Source organism: Vibrio ishigakensis, assembly GCF_024347675.1.
Classification (GTDB): domain Bacteria; phylum Pseudomonadota; class Gammaproteobacteria; order Enterobacterales; family Vibrionaceae; genus Vibrio; species Vibrio ishigakensis.
This window is the reverse complement of sequence record NZ_AP024881.1, coordinates 2,068,033-2,088,974: the sequence shown is the minus strand read 5'-3', so window position 1 is coordinate 2,088,974 and position 20,942 is coordinate 2,068,033. Positions and strand designations below refer to the sequence as shown.

Sequence of the window (20,942 nt, the reverse complement as noted above, 5' to 3'; positions counted from 1 at the left end):
TGGTTCAAGATGACTCCTTCATTTTTAAAAAACAATCTCGAAAATATTCAACAAACAGAGCAGCCAAGCTTTAAAATTTCCAACAGCTATTATAGCTATCGTCACTATAAAGTAATCGATGACATCTTAGCTAGTTGTAAAAATGGTTATATCGGTCGCGAGCAAGTGACCACGTATTTTAAAGGGCAACACTATTATCAAGGCTTTTTTGCTGCAATGATTTGGGGAGGGGTTTCTACTGGAGGTGTTACTGGAGACAACCTAACCAAGTTACTAAGTGTAAAGCCAGAGCGACTAGAAGCGATCGTGTTGGTTGTTAAGCGTTTATTAGAGCGACAGTTATTCTCTGAAGCATACAACTATATGGAAGGAGAAGGAAAGTTAAAAGGCTTAGGCGATGCGTACTTTACCAAACTATTTTTCTTCGTTGCAGCAGCAGATGGCTTAACGATTGTCCCGCCTATTTTTGATAAATGGACCAAGCTTGCATACTGCGCATTACTAATTGATGAAGGGAATGATCAACTGGCCAAGCAGTACATTTCTCGAGTGGAGGGCGTTGAGGTTAAATTAAGAACAGCAACTCGCAGTGCAGCTTTCAATGATTTTGTGCTTCGGATGAATCGATGGGCTAAAGAGTGCATGGTAGAGGTTAACCAACTAGAAAGTTATATTTTTGGGACTCATCGCTCTAAAGATAAAACAAGTCATAACCCACGCTTCTACTTTGAGTCGTTTGTTGCTGATCATCACGCAGAGGTATTTGATACTCAAGCCACAATACGCAGAAGTAAGTCAAAAGAAAAAAAGTCGCATTCATTAACAAACTTAAACAAGGATAAAACAATAATGTCACGTATTGTAGCGATATACTTGTCTCCAGCGAATAAAACAGCTTATACCTCAACTAATATCGAATTACTGGATACTAGCAAGCCATACGGTAAGGAGCCGTTAACACTTGTTAAAGGCGGGCTAGGTGCTAAAGGATATCGTGTGTTTTCAGGTGAAGATGGTGCAACAGTGACGGCTAACCATAAAGCAATGCGTAATGATCCAACCTTACAAGTGGTGTACTTAAGTGGTGACGATTTGGTGAGTAAAAAGTCACAGGCTGAACAGTTCACAGATAGTGAGTCATTAAAGGTAGCTAAGAAATATGCGCAAGAACTAGCGAAAGGACTAGGGTTTAAGAAGATAGGTCGCTAGGAATGAATGCTGGATACTCAGTTATAAAATTTTTCCATACGCAGGCTAATTCATTAATTGCTAAATTAGCAATGCCGATGACACAGTATTGTCCAGAGGCGTGTTAGCGGGGCTGTGGCTAACTCACCTGTGCCCCATTGTGGTTTAGTTTAATCTAGCACCAAAAGAGCGTGTGCCATCGGACTTTATACATATTGATCTTTTGAACGTTTTATAATTAAGTTATTGATTTTTATAGATTAGATGTTTCAATACCTAGTTTGAAGAAAGTGGGTTGGTTTATATTTGTCTTGTTGTTATAAGGAGTAAATATGACAGGTGTTGAACATGTACCCACCCTTGGTGAGTTCCATAAAGTTGTTTGTGATTCGTTGGGCTTATGGAGTGATGAAAAGAAAGAGGCAACATTCCATGTACCAGCAACAGAAAAAGATCGCAGACAAGCATTACAGGATTCATTCTCGTTGGTCGGGGCAAAAAATCACAGTGGGGTTAATATTAAAGAGTTGCTTAATGCGACTCGTCAACTTGCCCCTGATAACAAGCTAGTATCTAAACAGCTTAAGACTATCAGATCATACGTTATTCAATACGCGAAAAATGATTTCAGCACTATTAGAGAGTACAAGGAATTCCAGAATTATGTGTTGCAAGTTATTGGAGAGCGATATCCTGAGCATGAAACGGCTCTTTTAGCAAAAAACTATTATCTACATGCCCTTGAATATTATCGAGAGTGGGTCAGAGAGTTTGTGATTGTTGATGGATGTATCCCCGAAGCTTACCAATATTTCGTTAATAATGTCCTGAAATCTATCATCATTAGCTTAGTTTCTCACCATGCTTTAGGCGATAGAGATTGGTTGCAAGAGACACTACAAGATAATTGGCCAATGCGTCGCTTAATCAATGAACTATTGGCTAGTGCAGATAGCTCAGCCTACAAACTTACTCAGTACCATAACAAGGCGAAAGCCAGTAAAAATGTAGAGTTCACTGACATAAAAGGTAGCGATGTAGACACTGCCGCCAAACAAGTCATCGAACGGCTTTCACAATTTAAGAGAGTTAAGTGGCGTATCTATCTTAAAACAATTAAGCCTGTACAGAAATTGACACCAGCTGAGTGTGATGATGCTTACTTTACTGCTGCTGCCTTAGGTGCGTTCATCATCCATTATCTCAATACGCATTTGAATGACAATCAATGCGAACCTATTTGGGATAAGAAATTTAGCTACCCGCAGTTGGGTGAAACTACGATGGAATCGGCCAGTGAAGTGATTGATTACGCAATGGAACAGGAACTACCTGAAGCCGAGCGATTGAAGTTATTTGCTATGGCCAAAGCTAAGTTAAATGAATATCAAGACGTACTAGATAGCTATGGCCTTATTTTAAATAAGGTAGATAAGATCCCTAGCATCTTAGAGTTTACTTATGGAGAGGGAGAGCATTTTTCAATTAAAGAGTGGAGTAAAGGCCTCATATTCAAACCAAGCTGGGTTGAACATTGGATTAAGGCCCAAAATGCTGTAGCTACAGGTAAATCTATTATTGCAACAAAGCATTACATGGAAGTGTTGAGGGGTGCTAAGTACTGTTCAGGTCCATTGTGGATGTTGTTATTTTTCGAAGTTTGTTGCTTATGTAAAAAAGAAGCCAGAGAGTTAAGTGAAGAGCTGTTTGATGCTCACTATGAGCCTTTGGGTTCGCAAATTACCGCTTATGCGAAACTACTAGGGTACCTACCTGATAGCGGACGGAACCCTGAAACGCTTATGCCTAACCCGCTAACGATTAAAGAGAGCTTCATTATTGGGAAGGTGAAGCAATTACTAAATAATGGATTCTTACCAAATTCCCAACTGTCCCAACTGTAATGGTTAAAAGGTTTGGCCAGGTAGTTGTTGGTCATCCAAAAAATAACTACTCCATATTTCTCTATCTTAGCGTAAGTCCTGAAACACTTTTTTCAAGAGACGTGTTGGCGGCGAGCGCTAACTCGTCTTTGTCCAAAAGTGTGTTGACTCAGTTTTTCGAAAACTATGATGACCCCAACTTAAAGTTGTACTCTAACCTTGGAGAAAGTTGAGTAGCTCTTTTTTTTCGCTAAATGAGAGCTCTGAGACTAGAGTTTTTATATGGCCTAACTTGGATGTTGCGATGTTTTTTTGGAGCATCGTTTCCGTCGTATTTTGTAGAGTCTCTCTAATACTATCTATTGAAAGATGAGCATAGACGTCGGCGGTAATACTGACATTAGAGTGACCCAAGAGCTTACTTGTAGCCTGTAATGAACCACCAGACGTTACTTGATACGTTGCAAGTGTTCGTCTTAAATCGTGGACCTGTAAGTTCTCAGATGGATCGGGACTATAAAGACCAGCACGCTCAGTAATGCGACGCCAAAAACCACCTTTTCCACTTTTATCCGTAATGTGTCCAGATTGGCTATTCGAACTTGGGAAGATGAATTCCTCGCCTTGAGTTGCAGTTTGGGAGCGTCTCTCGAGTATATCCATTGCTTCTTTTGACAATGGAACAACATGAGGCCTTTTACTCTTGAACTTTGAGGTAGGGATTGTCCAAGTGCGGTTTGCTCTATTGATTTCCTTCCACTGCATGGACAGAACCGTGGATTTTCGCTGTCCAGTGAGTAAAAGCAAGAGCACGCAGTCGCGATAAATGTCTTTCTCTAGTTCTAGAGACTCAAATAAGCGTAGTAGTTCAGGGTCGCTGAGGGTTCGTTCTCTTCGGTGGTAAGATTCGTCAATTTTTTTGAGCGTACTAAAAGGGTTGGACGAGATGTCAGCGCGATTAAACATTGATTTTAAGAGCGTGAGAGAATGATTGTGGCGACTATACCCGCTCTCAGCCAGAATTTCGCGCAGCAGCTTTCTCGCATCACTTTTTGAAAATGACTCGATAGAAAGACGTCCTATTCGAGGCTTAAGGTGAAGGTTAAACAGTGTTTGATTGCTCCGTAGGCTGGTGGCTCGTCGCGAACCGGCTTTGATATCGAGCTCAAATAGTTTTTCGTACACGGCAAAAAGATCATTGAATGTTTGTGCTTCTCGCTTTTTTCGCTTTTCCTCGTTGGGATTGATGCCACGCGCTATCTGTTGAGCGATGTCTCGCGCATGAGTTCTGGCGATTTCAACGGTTATCTCAGGGAACTTTCCTATAGTGACCTTAACGTTTCTACCATTAACTTTTTGCACAAATCGGAATGTTTTCTCACCAGTAGGGGTGAGCTCGAGCCCCAATCCTCTGACACTGTTTGGCCCCCCAAAGTCTCTGTATCTGATACGAGATTTGGGGGTTTCTAGGTTCTCTAACGAGCGCTTAGTAAAGTTAATGCTAGTATTCATCGAGCCTCACATTCATTTTTGGTGGTGCCGTGGTGGTGCCAGCGGGGTGAATATAGAGCAATTCTGGGTGTGTTTGGTTAATTTGTCAATATTTATGATTGGTGATTAAGCTACTGATTAATAAGAAAAATATAGTAATATTTAACGTGGTTAAAGTGGGTTAAATTACTGGTCTTATTCCTACAGGGCGTGCCATATTCTATAAGGCCTGACAGCTTTCCAAGTTGTCAGGCCTTTGTCGTTTTTGGGGTTTGTAGTCAAGTTTGTAGTCAAATAAGCCTGAGATTTGATGTTACCCAGTGAGTTAGCTTGATACTTATGTTCTATGAAGTCCCCACTGCTGGTGATATGTAAGTCAAATCTCCTAGTGAACTTTCCTCTGCTAGTTCGTTGCTGAGATGCCCACCAATCTTCTCCAAAACACCTCCGCTGACATGAGTCTAACAGTAATCAATTTTTAGAATGCTTTAATGGTTTAGAAATCTTGTGGAGGTTGTTAATGTCAAGAACGCAAAGCAAGTCTACTCTCCCAAATGGGAAAGAGGGCCTTTTCCCAGTCGAGGTTCTAGATTTCGATTTGTCTGAACCAAAGCTTAGAAAATTGGTTTCTATCGATAGTGAGAAAAAACTTCGTCAAATTGAACAACTTTTAAAACTTCATCCAGATGTTTTTTGCGAGGGCAGTAGTTTGCTTTGGGCGCATATATGTGTAGCCGCTAGAGAAACTGGTGTTCCATTGTCGAGTCAATTTTTAATGACTAGTTACCAAGTTCACACACTAGAACTAAGTATTGATAACTATCTACGATTTCAGGCACATTAGAGTGGCCGAGCCGTTTACAAGTATTTGGGCGATGCTTTGAATTTATACATCGCCTCTTGTACAAGCTTCCTTGTTGATAAGTCGATCTCGGAAATCGAATTTCGAGTTAGAACGGAGCTATTTTTGACGGGTTCAGCATTAATGACAGCCATGTACGAACCGTTGATTTGTGCAGGCAACTCCAGAACCAGTGAAGCTACTGAAAAGAGAATGGATGCAGCGGGTAAAAGAAAAGAACGTGCGCTCAGGATGAGAGACGAATTTCGAACTAGGCACCCAAAGGCTTCTGAGTCACAAATTGCAGGGTTAATTGCGGAAAAACTTCAAGTAAGCAAGAAAACAGTTCAGAACTACTTCTCTTCTGTGAGTACGACAAAGCATACAAAATGAAAGTAGAAAATACTTTTCTCGAAACAGCTTCAATACAAAACTGAATTAATATTCGTAGTTATTGCCACCACTTTCGATCGCTCTTAGAGAGTGAACTAGAAAAAGATAACATTCAATTGAAAATGTGAAAGTTGTTGAAAAAACAGCATCTATAAAGAGGTATTTGGCATTTTAGAGAAGGGAAGTATTTTTATATATGAGTGTTTTAACAGGTAAAAATAAGGTTCCTAGTAATTAAGAAAAAGTGCAGTAGTTGATTCGTTTTTGTCTACTGCAATCATTTTAATAATTACCTTTAATCTTAACTGAGAATCACACCATATGATCAAAGATTTCTAGATACCAATTTAGTTGGTATTACAATATTTGAGTTTCTAATTGTTGACTCGTCAATTTTCGAGAGAAGTAACTGAACCGAATGTTTTGCAATTAATTGAGCATTTTGTTCGACGGATACAATTCGATTTGGCAAGAAGTCTAGCATTGTATGATCATCAAAAGTGCCAATTATGGTGGATGTAGGTATAACTCCTGTATGTGATTTAATGTAGTGAAGTGCCCCTTCAAGTATAGGGAGGGAGGAAAAAACTAAAGCCTTGGGAACACGATTGAGGTCCTGCATGAGCATCTTCATACCATCGAACCCATCTTTAGCCGTATTTTTAGGAACCGAATATAGCCAATTCGAGACAGGCGATAATTCATGGTGAGTGTAACTATCGATAAAACCTTGTAATCGATCTCGAATAGTGGGGATTTGGCAGTCACCACTTATCACATAAACTTCAGATAGCTTTTTATCTAGTAACTTGTTGGTTAATTCGAAAAAACCCAAGTGATTGTTACTAGTGACAGTGTGTTGATCCTTTATTTTGTAGTCACGATCCAGTACGACAATCGGTTTGCTAGGGTATCTTCCCAGTGTATCTTCAAGTTGTTCTTTGGAGCTAGGTACAATAAAGAAGCCATCAACACCCCTTTCAAAAAGCCTCTTGGTTACCTCTTTTTCTTTTCCAGCATCACCGTCACATGAAGCAGTGATCAATTGAAAACCTGCATTGCTACAGTGCTGTTCCAATTCTTCGATCAAAGACGAAAAAAAACGGTTGGTAATTCTAGGTACGATTAGACCGAGCGTATTTGTTTTTTTTAGTTTTAAATTTCGAGCCGTTTGATTGACAACAATACCGTGCTTATCAATGAAGTCATGAACTCTTTTTTGAGTTTTTGCAGATATCCTATATTTATCTGCTTTGCCGTTGTGAACAAGTTTAACGGTGGTAATAGATACACCAAGGTTACTCGCTATCTGTTCGATAGTCATAGCCATAAATTTTCCATCCCCAGGTTTTGTTAGAACGTTCTTGATGTGTATAAAAACTGTGCGGTTGTGCAAGTTTTTTATTGCTCAGAAAACGCTTTATCAGCTTTATATCACATTATCCTATTCACTTCATTGTCTGTTTTTGAATGCATTGCTATACCTTTGCTAACACGAGTTAGCAATGGCGTTATGATTAATTTGGAGGGATTATCAATGGGTGATTCGTATGTCATAGGAGTGGATGTTGGTTCGGGCAGTGCCCGTGCTGGCGTGTTTGATGAAAACGGATTTAAGCTGGGCATGTTTGTCAAAGCCATCAAGCAATTTCGACCGAAGAAAAATCATGTAGAGCAGTCTTCAGCAGACATCTGGCAACAAGTTTGCAACGTGGTTAAAGGTGCGGTTCAAGAGAGTGGAATAAACCCAGAATCTGTCGTTGGAATCGGTTTCGATGCGACTTGCTCTTTAGTCGCGTTAGATAGTGATGACTTGCCCGTATCCGTCTCTACTAGCAATAATCCAAATCAAAATATTGTGATGTGGATGGACCACCGTGCAATCGAAGAGGCAAGTGAGATTAATGAGACAGCAGACCCTGCTCTAAAATACGTCGGTGGAGAAGTTAGTCCAGAAATGGAACTTCCAAAAATTTTATGGCTGAAAAAGCACCTACCGGATGCTTATAACAAAATAGCCAAATTTTTTGATTTGGCGGATTTCCTCGTTTACCAATCTACGGGGAATGCCAAGAGAAGCGTTTGTACTAAGAGTTGCAAATGGAACTATCTGTCTCACAACCATGATTGGGCTTACGACCTGCTAGGAAAAGTTAATCTTATCGACTTAATAGAGGATGGAAAGGTCGAGGGATCTATCGAGGACTTGGGCACGCCTGCGGGAAAGCTCACAGAGAAGGCAGCTAGAGAGCTTGGTCTCAGCCAGAACACTGTTGTTTCGACTGGCATTATTGATGCTCATGCAGGCGGCTTGGCTATCATAGGTGCCGAGCCAGAGACAACTTTGGCAATAATCGGTGGTACATCATCATGTCACATGGCAGTCAGTAAAAATGAAACTTTCGTCCCTGGTGTATGGGGACCATATTGGGGCGCGATGCTCCCTGAATATTGGCTACTAGAGGGTGGGCAGAGTGCCGCTGGGGCATTGTTGGATCACGTCATTCACAGCTCTTCTCAGTATGAAACTCTTCGTCAAAGAGCGGAATTAGAAAATCGTAGTGTTTACGAAATTTTAAACCAAAGAGTTCTTGAGTTAGAGAAAGAAGCCCCAGAGTTGATGAGTGAATTCCATATGCTTGGTTATCATCATGGCAACCGCTCTCCCCGCGCCAATCCAACACTCAAAGGTATGGTTTCTGGTTTAACTCTTGAACAGGGTCTTGATTCACTCGCCATCGAATACTTATCTGCAATTCAATCTGTAGCCTACGGCACACGTCATATCATCGAAGCAATGCGACAAAGCGGACATGAGATTACCAAGATATCAATGTGTGGCGGAGGTACAAAAAACCCACTTTGGCTTCGTGAGCATGCTGATGTCACGGGTTGTGATGTGGTCTTGTCAAAGGAACCAGAGGCCGTGATTTTGGGGGCCGCAATGCTTGGCGCAACTGCAAGTGGTGTACATGAAACTCTCAGTGATGCGGTTAAAAAAATGGGGTTCGAGGGTGGTCGAATTTCACCTAATAAAGAGAGAACTAACTTTCACAATAAGAAATACAGGGTCTTCCTTGAAATGTATGAAGACCAGATGAAATACAAAGCCATGATGGCTGATAAATAATCCAAAACCTAAAAAATAAATTTGGAGACTAACGTGAATACAATAAATCTAGATTTACCAAACAAACCACAGAAATTAACCGTAGATGACAAGACCCTTGTAATGGTTTGTCCTGGTGACCTGCGTGATAGTGCTAATAAGAATTGTTGGCCTGTGCAAGATGCTTTTGAGAAAAAGTTCACGAAGGTAATGAAGGAAACCTTTGGCTATAGCGTGTTAAGAGCACATAAATATGACGATGAGAGTGGGCATGGCTTTATCTCTAGCCAACGTCAAGGTTGTGATGTTCTGGCTGGAGTTGATGAGGATGCACCTATTGTAGTTCTTATGACTGCGTGGCAGTACTCACATCATCTTGCTCCAGCACTTGTCAGTCACAAAGGTCCAATTCTATTAATGGCAAACTTCGATGGAACGTGGCCTGGTTTGGTTGGAGCTCTGTGTATGGCCGGAACTTTGACAAGTCTTGGCCGTGATTATTCTCGTCTATGGTCAGAGAACTTAGATGATGAGTTTTTCCTGACGAACATGGAAAACTGGTTGACGTCAAAAGAAATTCTACATGATACATCTTACCTAAAAGAAGTGACGTTTGAGTCGCCGCTAATGGGTACACCTGCAGCGAGTATCGGACGTACTGTGGGGAACTATATCCTCGAAAATAAAGAAATTATGGGCTTATTCGATAGCTTCTGTATGGGAATGATGAATGGTGTCTTCCCTCAGAAAAGCTTAGTTGATATCGGCATGCCAATGGAAAGCCTATCTCAATCAGCTTTGCTACATGAGATGAGCTTAGTAACACCAGAGCTAAAAGAAGAATGCCTCCAATGGTATGAAGAGCGTGGTATGACATTCCACTTTGGCACGGATAGCAAGACAGAACTGACGAGAGAACAGGTTTTGGAGCAGTGTGCAATGATGATTGCTATGGCACGCTTTACCAAGCGATTCGGTCTAACGAGTGTTGGAGTCCAGTATCAACAAGGGCTGAAAGATAGTTGTCCTGCTTCAGATTTTGCAGAGGGTGCAATTGGATCAACTCAACGTTTCCCTATTCCTGATGAAAATGGCGAAATCATCCAACCGGGCAAGCCAATTCCGTGTATCAATGAAGTAGATATGGGAACAGGTATTCCACAAACCATGCTCTACAGATTACTAGATTCAATGGGGCTACCTTCCGAAACCACACTACATGATATTCGCTGGGGTAGTGACTACGAAGGAACATTCTATTGGGATTTTGAAATTTCAGGTTCTGTTCCATTCGAACATATCAGTGGTGGTATCGCCGCTGCACAAGGGCACCGACAACCAGCCATGTATTTCCCGCTGGGGGGGTCTTCTATTGCAGGTCAATGTAAAGCTGGGACGTTCGTGTGGGCTCGCGCTCATTATGAGGGAGAGCAAGTCTACATGCATGTGGGTACTGGCACAGCATTTGAGTTACCACAAGATGAATTTACTCGTCGACTTCACGCGACCACTCGAGAATGGCCACTGATGAACTGTGTGCTAGATGGCGCTTCTAAAAATGATTTGATGGCAGGTCACCAGAGTAACCACATCACAGTGGCTTATGTGTCAGAAGAGCACCTTGAAAATGTTGTTACTGCTTTTGTTGCACAAGCGCTTACTCAAAACATGAAAGTATTTTTGGCAAAATAAAGAACGAGTACTGGTATGAATAATACGATTGTACAAATGAATAACATTACAAAGCGCTTTCCCGGGGTGTTAGCGCTGGATAATGTTAGCTTTAACCTACGCAAGGGCGAAGTACACGCCCTGCTTGGGGAAAATGGTGCTGGTAAATCAACCCTTATGAAAGTCCTCTCTGGAGTTCATATTCCAGATGAAGGTCATATTGAATATGAAGGTAGCAAGGTAAAACTAACTAGCCCAATATCAGCCCAAGAGATTGGTATTACTATAATTCATCAAGAGTTCAACTTATTTCCCGAACTGTCCGTTGCAGAAAATATATTCATTGGCCGTGAACATACTGCAAAACATAAGTGGGTTCTAGACGATAATTCACAATCTGAAGCAACTCAAATATTACTCGATAGATTGAATCTCGATATTAAGCCGGAAACCTTAGTAGAAGAGTTGACCGTCGCTCAACAACAGATGGTTGAAATAGCCAAAGCTCTTTCTGTTAATGCCAAAGTACTGATAATGGATGAACCTACAGCGGCATTAACAGAGTCAGAGATTGAGAGCCTTTTTAAAGTAACCAATATGTTGAAAGACCAAGGTGTAGGGATTGTCTATATCTCACATCGATTGGAAGAATTAGCTTTGATAGCTGATCGAGCGACGGTCATGCGAGATGGTACCTTTATCGGAACCGTAGATTACCACACTGTCCTCATTGACGATCTTATTGCAATGATGGTTGGTCGTGATCTAGGTGACATATATCCGAATAGAGCGAACAAGCCTTCAGACGAAACCGTATTAGAGGTTACAAACCTCACTCGTGAGGGAGTACTGCACGGTGTGAATTTCGAACTTAAGCGTGGTGAAATCCTTGGGTTTTCGGGATTGATGGGTGCAGGGCGTTCAGAGGTCGCTAGGGCTATATTTGGTGCTGATCCGATAGATTCGGGTGAGATTAAGCTTTTTGGTAAAAAAGTTGAAATAAATAGCGTTTATGAAGCTATTGAACATGGTATTGCTTACTTAACAGAAGATAGAAAAAAAGACGGTTTAGCTTTAGGTATGTCTGTTCAAGATAATATTATGCTTAGTAGCTTTGACGATTATTCTAGTCAGTTTGGTGTTATTGATGAAACTCGTTCAGATAATATCTCTTTGGACCTAAAGCAAAAGCTTAGAATTAAAACCCCTAACCTAGAGCAGTTGGCGGGTAATTTAAGTGGTGGTAACCAGCAGAAGATTATTATTGCTAAGTGGTTATGTAAAAACACAGAAATATTGATATTTGATGAGCCAACCCGAGGGATTGACGTTGGTGCAAAACTAGAGATTTATGAACTTATAAACCAACTTACAAAACAAGGTAAATCGGTAATTGTTATTTCCTCAGAACTTCCTGAAATTCTAGGTATGTGTGATCGAATATTGGTCATGCGAAATGGAGTAATAACAGGAGAGTTGAGCGCGGAAGTGGCTAACCAAGAAAATATCATGAAGTATGCGACTTTAGAAGGTTAAAAAAATGAGTAGCAACGTCGAAGTAAATAATAAACCTGATAGCCAAAATAAAAGCGTTATCAACAAACAACTGTTAATGAAATTTGCACCACTAATAAGCTTAGTGTTATTGATGATCTTCTTCAGTTTAGGGACACCTTATTTCTTAAACTTTAACAATCTATTGACTGTAGCACTGCAAACATCAGTTATTGGTATCATTGCCATTGGTATGACCTACGTAATCATCACAGCAGGTATAGACCTATCTGTTGGTTCAGTAATGGCATTTTCTGGAGTTGCGGTTGGTCTTGCTGCATCAGCAGGTTTACCTCTGCCAATATGTATATTGGCTGGTGCTCTTGCCGGTGCTCTATGTGGTGCTATGAATGGTGCCTTGATTACAAGAATTACAATACCACCTTTTATTGCGACGTTAGGTCTAATGATGTCAATTCGTGGTATTAACTTGGTATTAACTGACGGGCGAGCGCTTTACTTCACTGAATATCCAACGTTCAAGTTACTTGCTCAAGGGAAATTATTTGATGTTATACCATACCCAGTTATTTATTTTGGTGTTCTAGCTTTTATTGCTGCATTTATTCTTAAAAGAACAGTAATCGGTCGTTATATTTATGCTGTAGGTAGCAGTGAAGAGGCTGCACACCTTTCTGGAATTAAAGTTGATAGAGTAAAAATGTTTGTATATTCATTCTGTGGCCTAATGACAGGTATTGCAGGTGTGATTATTACCGCTCGATTAAATTCAGGCCAACCAACTGCTGGTGTTGGCTATGAACTAGAAGCTATTGCAGCAGTTATTATTGGTGGTACTAGCTTGATGGGGGGTATCGGTACTATCGGCGGTACTATTATTGGTGCCTTTATAATGAGTATTTTGAAAAATGGTCTCAACTTGATGGGAGTCTCTCAATTCTGGCAAATGGTTGCAATGGGGGCAGTTGTTATTGCAGCGGTTTATCTAGATACATTAAGAAAGAAAATGAAATAAAAAATATAAATCAATAATTAAATAACGGAGAAACAAAAATGAAATCTGTAAAACTAACTTTACTTGCGGCTCTAGCTACCGTTGGTATGGGCATCGCTCAAGCAAATGAAGACCTATATATCCCTGTTGTAAGTAAAGGATATCAGCATGAATTTTGGCAAACAGTTAAATTGGGTTCTGATACAGCAGCCAAAGAGTTGGGTGTGAAAACAAACTTCGTTGGTCCGGCCGCTGAAACTCAGATCTCAGAACAAATCCAATTGATGGAAGACATGATGGCACGTCGACCAGACGCGATTCTATTGGCTGCTCTAGATGCAAATGCTTTGGTGGTGCCTGTTGAAGAGGCGAAATCACGCGGTATTGAAATTGCAACTTTTGATTCGGGAATCAACTCAGATATTCCAAAGAGCTTTATCGCCACTAACAATGTGAAGGCAGGTGCTGATGCAGCAATGACTTTGGGCAAAATGTTAGATGGTAAAGGCAAAGTCGGTATTGTTGCTCACGTTGCTGGGACTCAAAATGCAATGGAGCGCTCGCAAGGCTTTATTGATGCTATGGCTAAAAATTACCCAGATATAACTGTTCTAGAAGTGCAATACAGCGATGGCGACCCGCAGAAAGCAATGGATAAAACCATTGATATGGTGCGTGCTAATCCAGACTTGTCTGCCGTATACGCTACCAATGAAGGTTCAACTCTAGGTGTTGCTAATGCTATCGATAGCCTTGGTATCGCAGGTAAAGTTAAGGTAATGGGCTTTGATAGTACTGAGGGTATTATTTCATTCTTGAAATCGGGCACTATTCAAGGGTTTGTTGTTCAAGATGCATATCAGATTGGTTACCAAGGTTTGACGACGCTGTATAACGTACTTGAAGGAAATAAGGTTGCGAATGTAATTGATATTCCAGTAGTTGTTGTTACAGCAGAAAATATTGATGAACCATCTATGCAACAGCTCCTTTATCCTTTCGGAAGTAAATAGATAAATCTAAAGCTGGGAGCACACTCCTGTCCATACTCACCCCCTGAGGTATGGAGCTCCCAGCTTCATATAAAAGTACATATTATGTGTTTTTATATGAAGCTATAAATTTAATTTTACTAGAGGTATTCAATATGCTCAAAGGTATACATCCAGCTATTTCGCCTGAGCTTTTAGCGATATTATCTGAAATGGGCCATGGTGATGAAATATTGTTTGCGGATGCTCATTTCCCTGCAGAGACTTTTGGGAAAAAGGTTATACGTTGTGACGGTGTCAGTGTTGATACTCTTTTGGAGGGGGTGATTAGGTTGTTTGAATTAGATCAATACGTAGAGCAACCTGTAGTGATGATGGAGCCTGGGCAAGGTGATGAGCTAGATTTGAGTGTAGAAAGTCGGTACTTAGAAGCAATGTCCTCTGAAGGGGTTACACAGGACCAGATTTCTCGTATAGAAAGATTCTCTTTTTATGAACGCTCAAAACAATGTAGTGCAGTTGTGCTAACAGGGGAGTTGGCTAAATATGGAAATATCATTTTGAAGAAGGGCGTCACTCCCTGTTAATTAGTTTCGATATCATAAATTAATGGTGGTTTGTGTTGGGGGACATAACTTCACTGTAAATTCTTTTATTTTGGGGTAAGTAAAAGACATATGTATTGAAACAGAGCCTATCTTGGTTATTTATTGAAGCTAGGCTTTTTTTATTCGGTGTTTCACATGGATTATTAAGCATGTAATGCGCAATAGAATACACTAAATTAATGGACCGAAAATGGATAATAAATTAAATAATCTTCGTGAACTAACTACAGTAGTAGCAGACACAGGTGAGATTGAGGCGATTAAAAAATATCAACCTCAAGACGCCACCACCAACCCATCTCTAATTCTAAAAGCCGCTCAACTCGATGAGTATCAAGGGCTTATCCAACAAGCCATCGAATACGCCAAGGACCAAAGCCAGGATAGAGACCAACAGGTTCAATATGCCTGCGATATGTTGGCGGTCAATATAGGCAAAGAGATCCTAAAGACCATCCCAGGGCGCATCTCCACCGAGGTGGATGCCCGCCTTTCATATGACACAGATAAGAGTGTGGCAAAGGCACGTCAACTGATCGCCATGTATAACCAAGCAGGGATTCCAAATGAACGTATTCTGATAAAGCTAGCATCAACTTGGGAAGGTATCCGCGCCGCAGAAATCCTGGAAAAAGAGGACATTAACTGTAATCTGACCTTGTTGTTCTCTTTTGCTCAGGCGAGAGCTTGTGCCGAGGCAAATGTCTATCTGATCTCTCCATTTGTTGGTCGCATCATGGATTGGTACAAGGCAAAAGAAGGTCGCGATTTTGAACCGAGTGAAGACCCAGGGGTGATCTCCGTTACCCAGATATACAACTACTACAAACAGCATGGCTATAACACAGTAGTTATGGGTGCGAGCTTTAGAAACATCGATGAGATATTAGAGCTTGCAGGCTGTGATCGCCTGACTATCGCACCACCTCTTCTAGCAGAGCTTGAAGCAAGCCCTGGTAAAGTTGAATCCAAGCTTATCGATTCAAACGGCAGCACACCGCGCCCTGCATCTATGACCCAAGCCGAGTTCTTATGGCAGCACAACCAAGACCCTATGGCGGTAGAGAAACTGGCGGAGGGCATCCGTAACTTCGCTGTTGACCAAGGTAAGCTTGAGTCAATGATTGCCGAAAAGCTGTAAATTACTTCAACAAAGGGAGCCAAGTGCTCCCTTTCTCATCTCAAGACTTATCACTGGAATCAAACATGGACAGGAAAAACCTAGCCAATGCAATCCGCGCTCTAAGCATGGATGGTGTACAAAAAGCTAACTCTGGTCACCCAGGCGCCCCAATGGGGATGGCTGATATTGCCGAAGTATTATGGCGTGGTCACTTGAACCACAACCCTAGTAACCCAGAGTGGGCTGACCGCGACCGTTTTGTACTTTCAAACGGCCACGGCTCTATGCTGATCTACTCTCTACTTCATCTATCAGGCTACGAGCTATCTATCGATGACCTGAAAAACTTCCGTCAGCTTCACTCTAAGACTCCTGGTCACCCAGAGTACGGCTACGCACCGTGTATCGAGACTACCACTGGTCCTCTAGGTCAAGGCATCACAAACGCTGTAGGTATGGCGATTGCTGAGAAAGCTCTGGCGGCTCAATTCAACAAGCCAGGCCATGACATCGTTGACCACTTCACTTATGTATTCATGGGTGACGGCTGTCTGATGGAAGGTATCTCTCACGAAGCGTGTTCACTTGCGGGTACTCTAGGCCTAGGCAAGCTGATCGCATTCTGGGATGACAACGGCATCTCTATCGACGGTGAAGTTGAAGGCTGGTTCTCTGACGATACTCCTAAGCGTTTTGAAGCGTACGGCTGGCACGTAATCCCAGCGGTAGACGGTCACGATGCTGACGCTATCAATGCAGCAATTGAGGCAGCTAAGGCGGACCCTCGTCCAACCCTTATCTGTACTAAGACTATCATTGGCTTCGGTTCTCCAAACAAAGCGGGTTCTCACGACTGTCACGGCGCACCACTAGGTGAAGCAGAAATCGCAGCGGTACGTGAATTCCTAGGTTGGGAGCACGCACCGTTTGAAATCCCTGCTGACATCTACGCTGAGTGGGATGCGAACAAAGCGGGCAAAGCGAAAGAAGCAGCTTGGAACGACAAGTTCGAAGCATACGCAAAAGAATTCCCAGCGGAAGCCGCTGAGCTTAAGCGTCGCGTAAACGGCGACCTTCCTGCAGAGTGGGAAGCGAAGGCTGTAGAAATCATTGCTGACCTTCAAGCAAATCCTGCGAACATCGCATCACGTAAAGCATCTCAAAACGCGCTAGAAGCGTTCGGCAAGATGCTACCTGAATTCATGGGCGGCTCTGCGGACCTTGCACCATCAAACCTAACCATGTGGTCTGGCTCTAAGTCTCTTGAAGCTCAAGACTTCTCAGGCAACTACATCCACTACGGTGTGCGTGAGTTCGGTATGACGGCGATCATCAACGGTATCGCACTGCACGGCGGCTTCGTACCTTACGGTGCAACCTTCCTAATGTTTATGGAGTACGCACGTAACGCTATGCGCATGGCCGCTCTGATGAAGGTTCAGAACATTCAGGTTTACACTCACGATTCAATCGGTCTGGGTGAAGACGGTCCTACACACCAACCTGTAGAGCAGCTTGCTTCTCTACGTGTAACTCCAAACATGAGCACATGGCGTCCATGTGACCAAGTTGAGTCTGCAGTAGCTTGGAAACTGGCTGTCGAGCGCAAAGATGGTCCTACATCTCTGATCTTCTCTCGTCAAAACCTAGCGCAGCAAGAGCGTGACGCTGAGACTCTGGCAAACATCGCTAAGGGTGGTTACATCCTGAAAGATTGTGAGGGTACGCCTGAGCTGATCATCATTGCAACCGGTTCTGAGGTTGAGCTAGCAGTAGCTGCACAAGCGGAACTAACAGCACAAGGTAAAGCAGTACGCGTAGTGTCTATGCCTGCAACTGACGTGTTCGACAAGCAAGATGAAGCGTACCGTGAAGCGGTTCTACCATCTTCAGTAACCAAGCGCATCGCAGTTGAAGCGGGCATCGCTGATTACTGGTACAAGTATGTTGGCTTCGGTGGCAAGATCATCGGCATGACTACCTTCGGTGAGTCTGCACCAGCGGGTGAGCTATTTAAGATGTTTGGCTTTACTACTGAAAATATAGTGAGCACAGGAAAGTCACTACTAGCTTAGTTATTTTACTTTAGCCACTATCCTGCGCTTTACCGTTTGTTTTTTTATCAATAAATTTATTTGTAAATAGCTATTTTGAGCTATGGTAAAACCAATAGAGTAGTAGTTATTTGATACTACGGTTCACAATCAAGAGAATGCTGCTCTATGCTGATATCGAGCCTGTGTTGCTATTATTAATCGCGCCAAAAATTATCCATACCGTAGTGCATCGGCAGGTTAGTCTGTTTTAAAAATTCTGCTAAATCTACTTTCTCTAAATTGAGTGAAACAAGAAATAATCAAGACCTTGATCACACAAATGGTGGTTGAATTTTGTGCAAGGAGAGACTGAGTTCTATAACTATTGCTAACACGAGTTAGCAAGGTGGCTCATTGAGTCGTAAGGGTGTTTAGGTACCGAGCTCTATACCCATTGAGAACTTAAAATTAATACGAGTGTTTAACTAAAGGGACTAGTTAATATGGACTATCAAGAGGGAAGGCAACCTTTATTGAGTATGAAAAACATAGGGAAAGCTTTTTCTGGCGTCACAGTTTTGAGTAACGTCAATCTTGATCTCTATCCTGGTGAAGTATGTGTGCTTGCTGGAGAAAATGGCGCAGGAAAAAGCACGCTGATGAAAATTCTAACAGGAATATATAAAGACTATGATGGAGAGATAGAGTTAAAACGCAAGAAGGTTAAGTTTGATAGCCCAATTGACGCTCAAATCAATGGAATATCTATGATTCATCAGGAGTTATCACTGATAGACTCTTTAAATGTTGTTGATAACATTTTTCTAGGAAGAGAATGTGTATCAAATACCAGATTTATCGATAAGAAAATTCAAAAAGAGCAGGCGAAGAATATATTGGATAGTTTAGGTGTAAATTTAGACTTTAATAAGCCTATCGGTGACTACCCAGTTTCTATACAGCAAATGATTGAAATCGCCAAAGCACTAACATTCAATTCTGATATTGTTGTTATGGATGAACCAACTAGCGCGCTAAGTAAGCCTGAGGTAGAGCAACTTTTCAAAATAATTGAAGAGATGAAAAGTGAGGGGAAAGCGATAGTGTATATTTCGCACAAAATGAATGAAATATATAAATTAGCTGACACTATTGCGGTACTTAGAGATGGTAATTTTATCGGTAAGGAAGTTAAAGAAAATTTACCTGAGAGCAAGTTAATTTCTTGGATTATTGGACGTGAACTAAGTCAACAATTCCCCCATCGTGAACCAAGTGTAGGTAGGACTGTTTTAAAAGTTGAAAACTATAGTGTTTCTGATCCTTATGGAGTAAAAAATAAAGTTGTAGACAGTGTATCAATGTCGGTTTCTGAAGGTGAGATAGTCGGAATAATGGGGCTTGAAGGTTCGGGAAGTCATGAGTTTCTGCTTTCACTTTTTGGTTCATATGGAAAAAATAAAACAGGAAAAATTACTCTTTGTGATAATGACTATATGCCAATTAATCCAGCACACGGAATCAAAAATAAAATAGCACTTTTGACTAACGATAGGAAAAGTAACGGCTTAGTTTTAGGAATGAGTATAGAAAACAATATTTCTATGGCATCGATAAAGAAAATATCACCAAATGGATGGTTAAACGAAGCGATAGAAAGGGAAACTTCATCGAAATATCAAGATGAAATGAATATTAAGTATTCATCATCAAAACAAGCTGTTTCAGAGTTGTCTGGAGGAAATCAACAAAAAGTTGTTTTGGCTAAGTGGATAGAATCTATGCCTAAAGTATTGTTTCTTGATGATCCAACTCGTGGTGTTGATGTTGGGGCAAAGAAAGAAATATATCAACTTATGAATAAGTGGACAGCACGAGGTTTAGGCATCGTTCTTCTCTCATCTGAACTTCCAGAAATAATGGCGATGTCAGACCGTTTCATTGTAATGCACAGAGGTAAGGTTACTGCAAAGTTTGAAAAACTTGAAGCAACACAAGAGAAACTATTACAAGCGGCGATGGGGAAAAATTTTGAAGGAGTGTTGCAATGATCGACAATATACAAAGTTCTAACGTCACAGAGAATAAAAACAAATCAAATCAAGTACTAGCACTTCCCATTACAAAAGCATTAGTTGCTTTGTTGGGTATTCTAGCCATCGGAATGCTCTTTGATGGAGGTGGTTCTTTTTTTAAGTTTAACACCCACACAGAAATGCTTGGATTTGTTAGCCGCTATGCAATTCTGGCATTTGGAATGACCTTAGTAATTATTACAGGAGGAATTGATCTGTCTGTTGGTAGCGTCCTTGGTCTTTCTGCTGTGAGTTTCTCCTTGCTGACAATACATTTTGGGGTTCCGGGTTATTTAGCTATCCCTCTTTGTATAGCGATTGGGATGAGTTGTGGATTGGTCTCAGGCACTCTGATTGGAAAATTTAAGCTACAGCCATTTATCGTAACACTAGCAATGATGGTGTTTGCAAGGGGGTTAGCTAAAGTGTTCTCCGGTGGGCAGAAAGTATCCACAGCAGTACAAATAGATGGTGAGTATCATTTTGTTGAAGAGCCTGCAATTTTTGAAACACTCAGTGGAAAAGTATTCGGAGACACTATTTTTACTGCCACTATTATTGCAGCTATTGTTGCTTTGTTTTGCTGGATTCTTCTATCAAGAATGAGGTTTGGAAGATACCTTTATGCAATAGGAGGTAATGAGGAATCGGCTCGCCTTTCTGGTATCCCAATCATAAAAACTAAATTAATTGCTTATGGTATTTGTGGAGCCCTGGCAGCCCTAGCTGGAGTATTGCAAGCTGCAATGGAAACGCAGGGAGATCCAGAAGCAGGTATTGCGTACGAGCTTCAAGCCATTGCAATTGTGGTTATCGGTGGAACGAGTTTAATGGGTGGTCGAGGTGCTATCACGCTTACAGTAATAGGTGCTTTGATTATCGGTTACTTGGAAAAGATTCTAAGTATAAACGCGGTGCCAGAATCTTACAGGCTAATGCTAACGGGTTTAATAATTGTTGGTGCAGTCTTATTTCAACGCAGTAAACGTGGAAGTTAGAGTTAGATCGATATCTAACTAAGAT

General features: G+C 41.4%; 16 protein-coding genes. 14 read left to right on the top strand and 2 right to left on the bottom strand.

Going from position 1 to position 20,942, the window contains the following annotated elements:
- The first annotated feature begins 9 nt into the window (after positions 1-9).
- Complete coding sequence (locus tag Pcarn_RS09490; RefSeq protein ID WP_261833630.1) at positions 10-1,209, top strand: 8-oxoguanine DNA glycosylase OGG fold protein; 1,200 nt, start codon at positions 10-12, stop codon at positions 1,207-1,209.
- Between the two features lie 311 nt (positions 1,210-1,520).
- Positions 1,521-3,092, top strand: a complete 1,572-nt coding sequence (locus Pcarn_RS09485) for a hypothetical protein (RefSeq protein WP_261833629.1) — start codon at positions 1,521-1,523, stop codon at positions 3,090-3,092.
- 192 nt (positions 3,093-3,284) lie between these two features.
- Here Pcarn_RS09485 and Pcarn_RS09480 read toward each other — a convergent pair whose 3' ends face one another.
- Positions 3,285-4,583 carry a tyrosine-type recombinase/integrase gene (locus tag Pcarn_RS09480; RefSeq protein WP_261833628.1) on the bottom strand — a complete coding sequence of 433 codons (1,299 nt, stop codon included), beginning with the start codon at positions 4,581-4,583 and terminating at the stop codon, positions 3,285-3,287.
- Positions 4,584-5,082: 499 nt separating this feature from the next.
- On the opposite strand from Pcarn_RS09480, the gene Pcarn_RS09475 reads away from it, so the two are divergent.
- Both Pcarn_RS09475 and Pcarn_RS09470 read left to right on the top strand, forming a co-directional pair.
- Entirely contained in the window at positions 5,083-5,406 is a 324-nt protein-coding gene (locus Pcarn_RS09475; protein WP_261833627.1) for a hypothetical protein, read from the top strand.
- A 123-nt stretch (positions 5,407-5,529) separates the two neighbouring features.
- Positions 5,530-5,796 carry a hypothetical protein gene (locus Pcarn_RS09470; RefSeq protein WP_261833626.1) on the top strand — a complete coding sequence of 89 codons (267 nt, stop codon included), beginning with the start codon at positions 5,530-5,532 and terminating at the stop codon, positions 5,794-5,796.
- Between the two features lie 325 nt (positions 5,797-6,121).
- Here Pcarn_RS09470 and Pcarn_RS09465 read toward each other — a convergent pair whose 3' ends face one another.
- Positions 6,122-7,126: a substrate-binding domain-containing protein gene (locus Pcarn_RS09465; RefSeq protein WP_261833625.1), complete on the bottom strand. Its 1,005-nt coding sequence runs from the start codon at positions 7,124-7,126 to the stop codon at positions 6,122-6,124.
- Between the two features lie 207 nt (positions 7,127-7,333).
- Between Pcarn_RS09465 and Pcarn_RS09460 the strand changes: the two genes are divergently transcribed.
- From Pcarn_RS09460 to Pcarn_RS09415, 10 genes are all read left to right on the top strand, one after another.
- Complete coding sequence (locus Pcarn_RS09460; RefSeq protein WP_261833624.1) at positions 7,334-8,926, top strand: FGGY-family carbohydrate kinase; 1,593 nt, start codon at positions 7,334-7,336, stop codon at positions 8,924-8,926.
- Positions 8,927-8,959: 33 nt separating this feature from the next.
- Entirely contained in the window at positions 8,960-10,597 is a 1,638-nt protein-coding gene (locus Pcarn_RS09455) for a hypothetical protein (RefSeq protein ID WP_261833623.1), read from the top strand.
- A gap of 15 nt (positions 10,598-10,612) precedes the next feature.
- Positions 10,613-12,112 carry a sugar ABC transporter ATP-binding protein gene (locus Pcarn_RS09450; protein ID WP_261833622.1) on the top strand — a complete coding sequence of 500 codons (1,500 nt, stop codon included), beginning with the start codon at positions 10,613-10,615 and terminating at the stop codon, positions 12,110-12,112.
- A 4-nt stretch (positions 12,113-12,116) separates the two neighbouring features.
- Complete coding sequence (locus Pcarn_RS09445; RefSeq protein WP_261833621.1) at positions 12,117-13,106, top strand: ABC transporter permease; 990 nt, start codon at positions 12,117-12,119, stop codon at positions 13,104-13,106.
- Positions 13,107-13,144: 38 nt separating this feature from the next.
- The gene (locus Pcarn_RS09440) at positions 13,145-14,098 is read left to right on the top strand and encodes an ABC transporter substrate-binding protein (protein WP_261833620.1); all 954 of its coding nucleotides are present in this window, start codon (positions 13,145-13,147) and stop codon (positions 14,096-14,098) included.
- A 134-nt stretch (positions 14,099-14,232) separates the two neighbouring features.
- A complete protein-coding gene (fucU, locus tag Pcarn_RS09435) occupies positions 14,233-14,664 on the top strand; it encodes an L-fucose mutarotase (protein WP_261833619.1) in 432 nt (143 codons plus the stop codon).
- 211 nt (positions 14,665-14,875) lie between these two features.
- Positions 14,876-15,826, top strand: coding sequence for a transaldolase (tal, locus tag Pcarn_RS09430; protein ID WP_261833618.1), 951 nt, complete (start codon positions 14,876-14,878; stop codon positions 15,824-15,826).
- Between the two features lie 65 nt (positions 15,827-15,891).
- The gene (gene tkt / locus Pcarn_RS09425) at positions 15,892-17,883 is read left to right on the top strand and encodes a transketolase (protein WP_261833617.1); all 1,992 of its coding nucleotides are present in this window, start codon (positions 15,892-15,894) and stop codon (positions 17,881-17,883) included.
- Between the two features lie 464 nt (positions 17,884-18,347).
- The gene (locus Pcarn_RS09420; RefSeq protein ID WP_261833616.1) at positions 18,348-19,895 is read left to right on the top strand and encodes a sugar ABC transporter ATP-binding protein; all 1,548 of its coding nucleotides are present in this window, start codon (positions 18,348-18,350) and stop codon (positions 19,893-19,895) included.
- Entirely contained in the window at positions 19,892-20,917 is a 1,026-nt protein-coding gene (locus Pcarn_RS09415; protein ID WP_261833615.1) for an ABC transporter permease, read from the top strand. The genes Pcarn_RS09420 and Pcarn_RS09415 overlap by 4 nt, the downstream gene beginning before the upstream one ends.
- Positions 20,918-20,942: the final 25 nt, after the last annotated feature.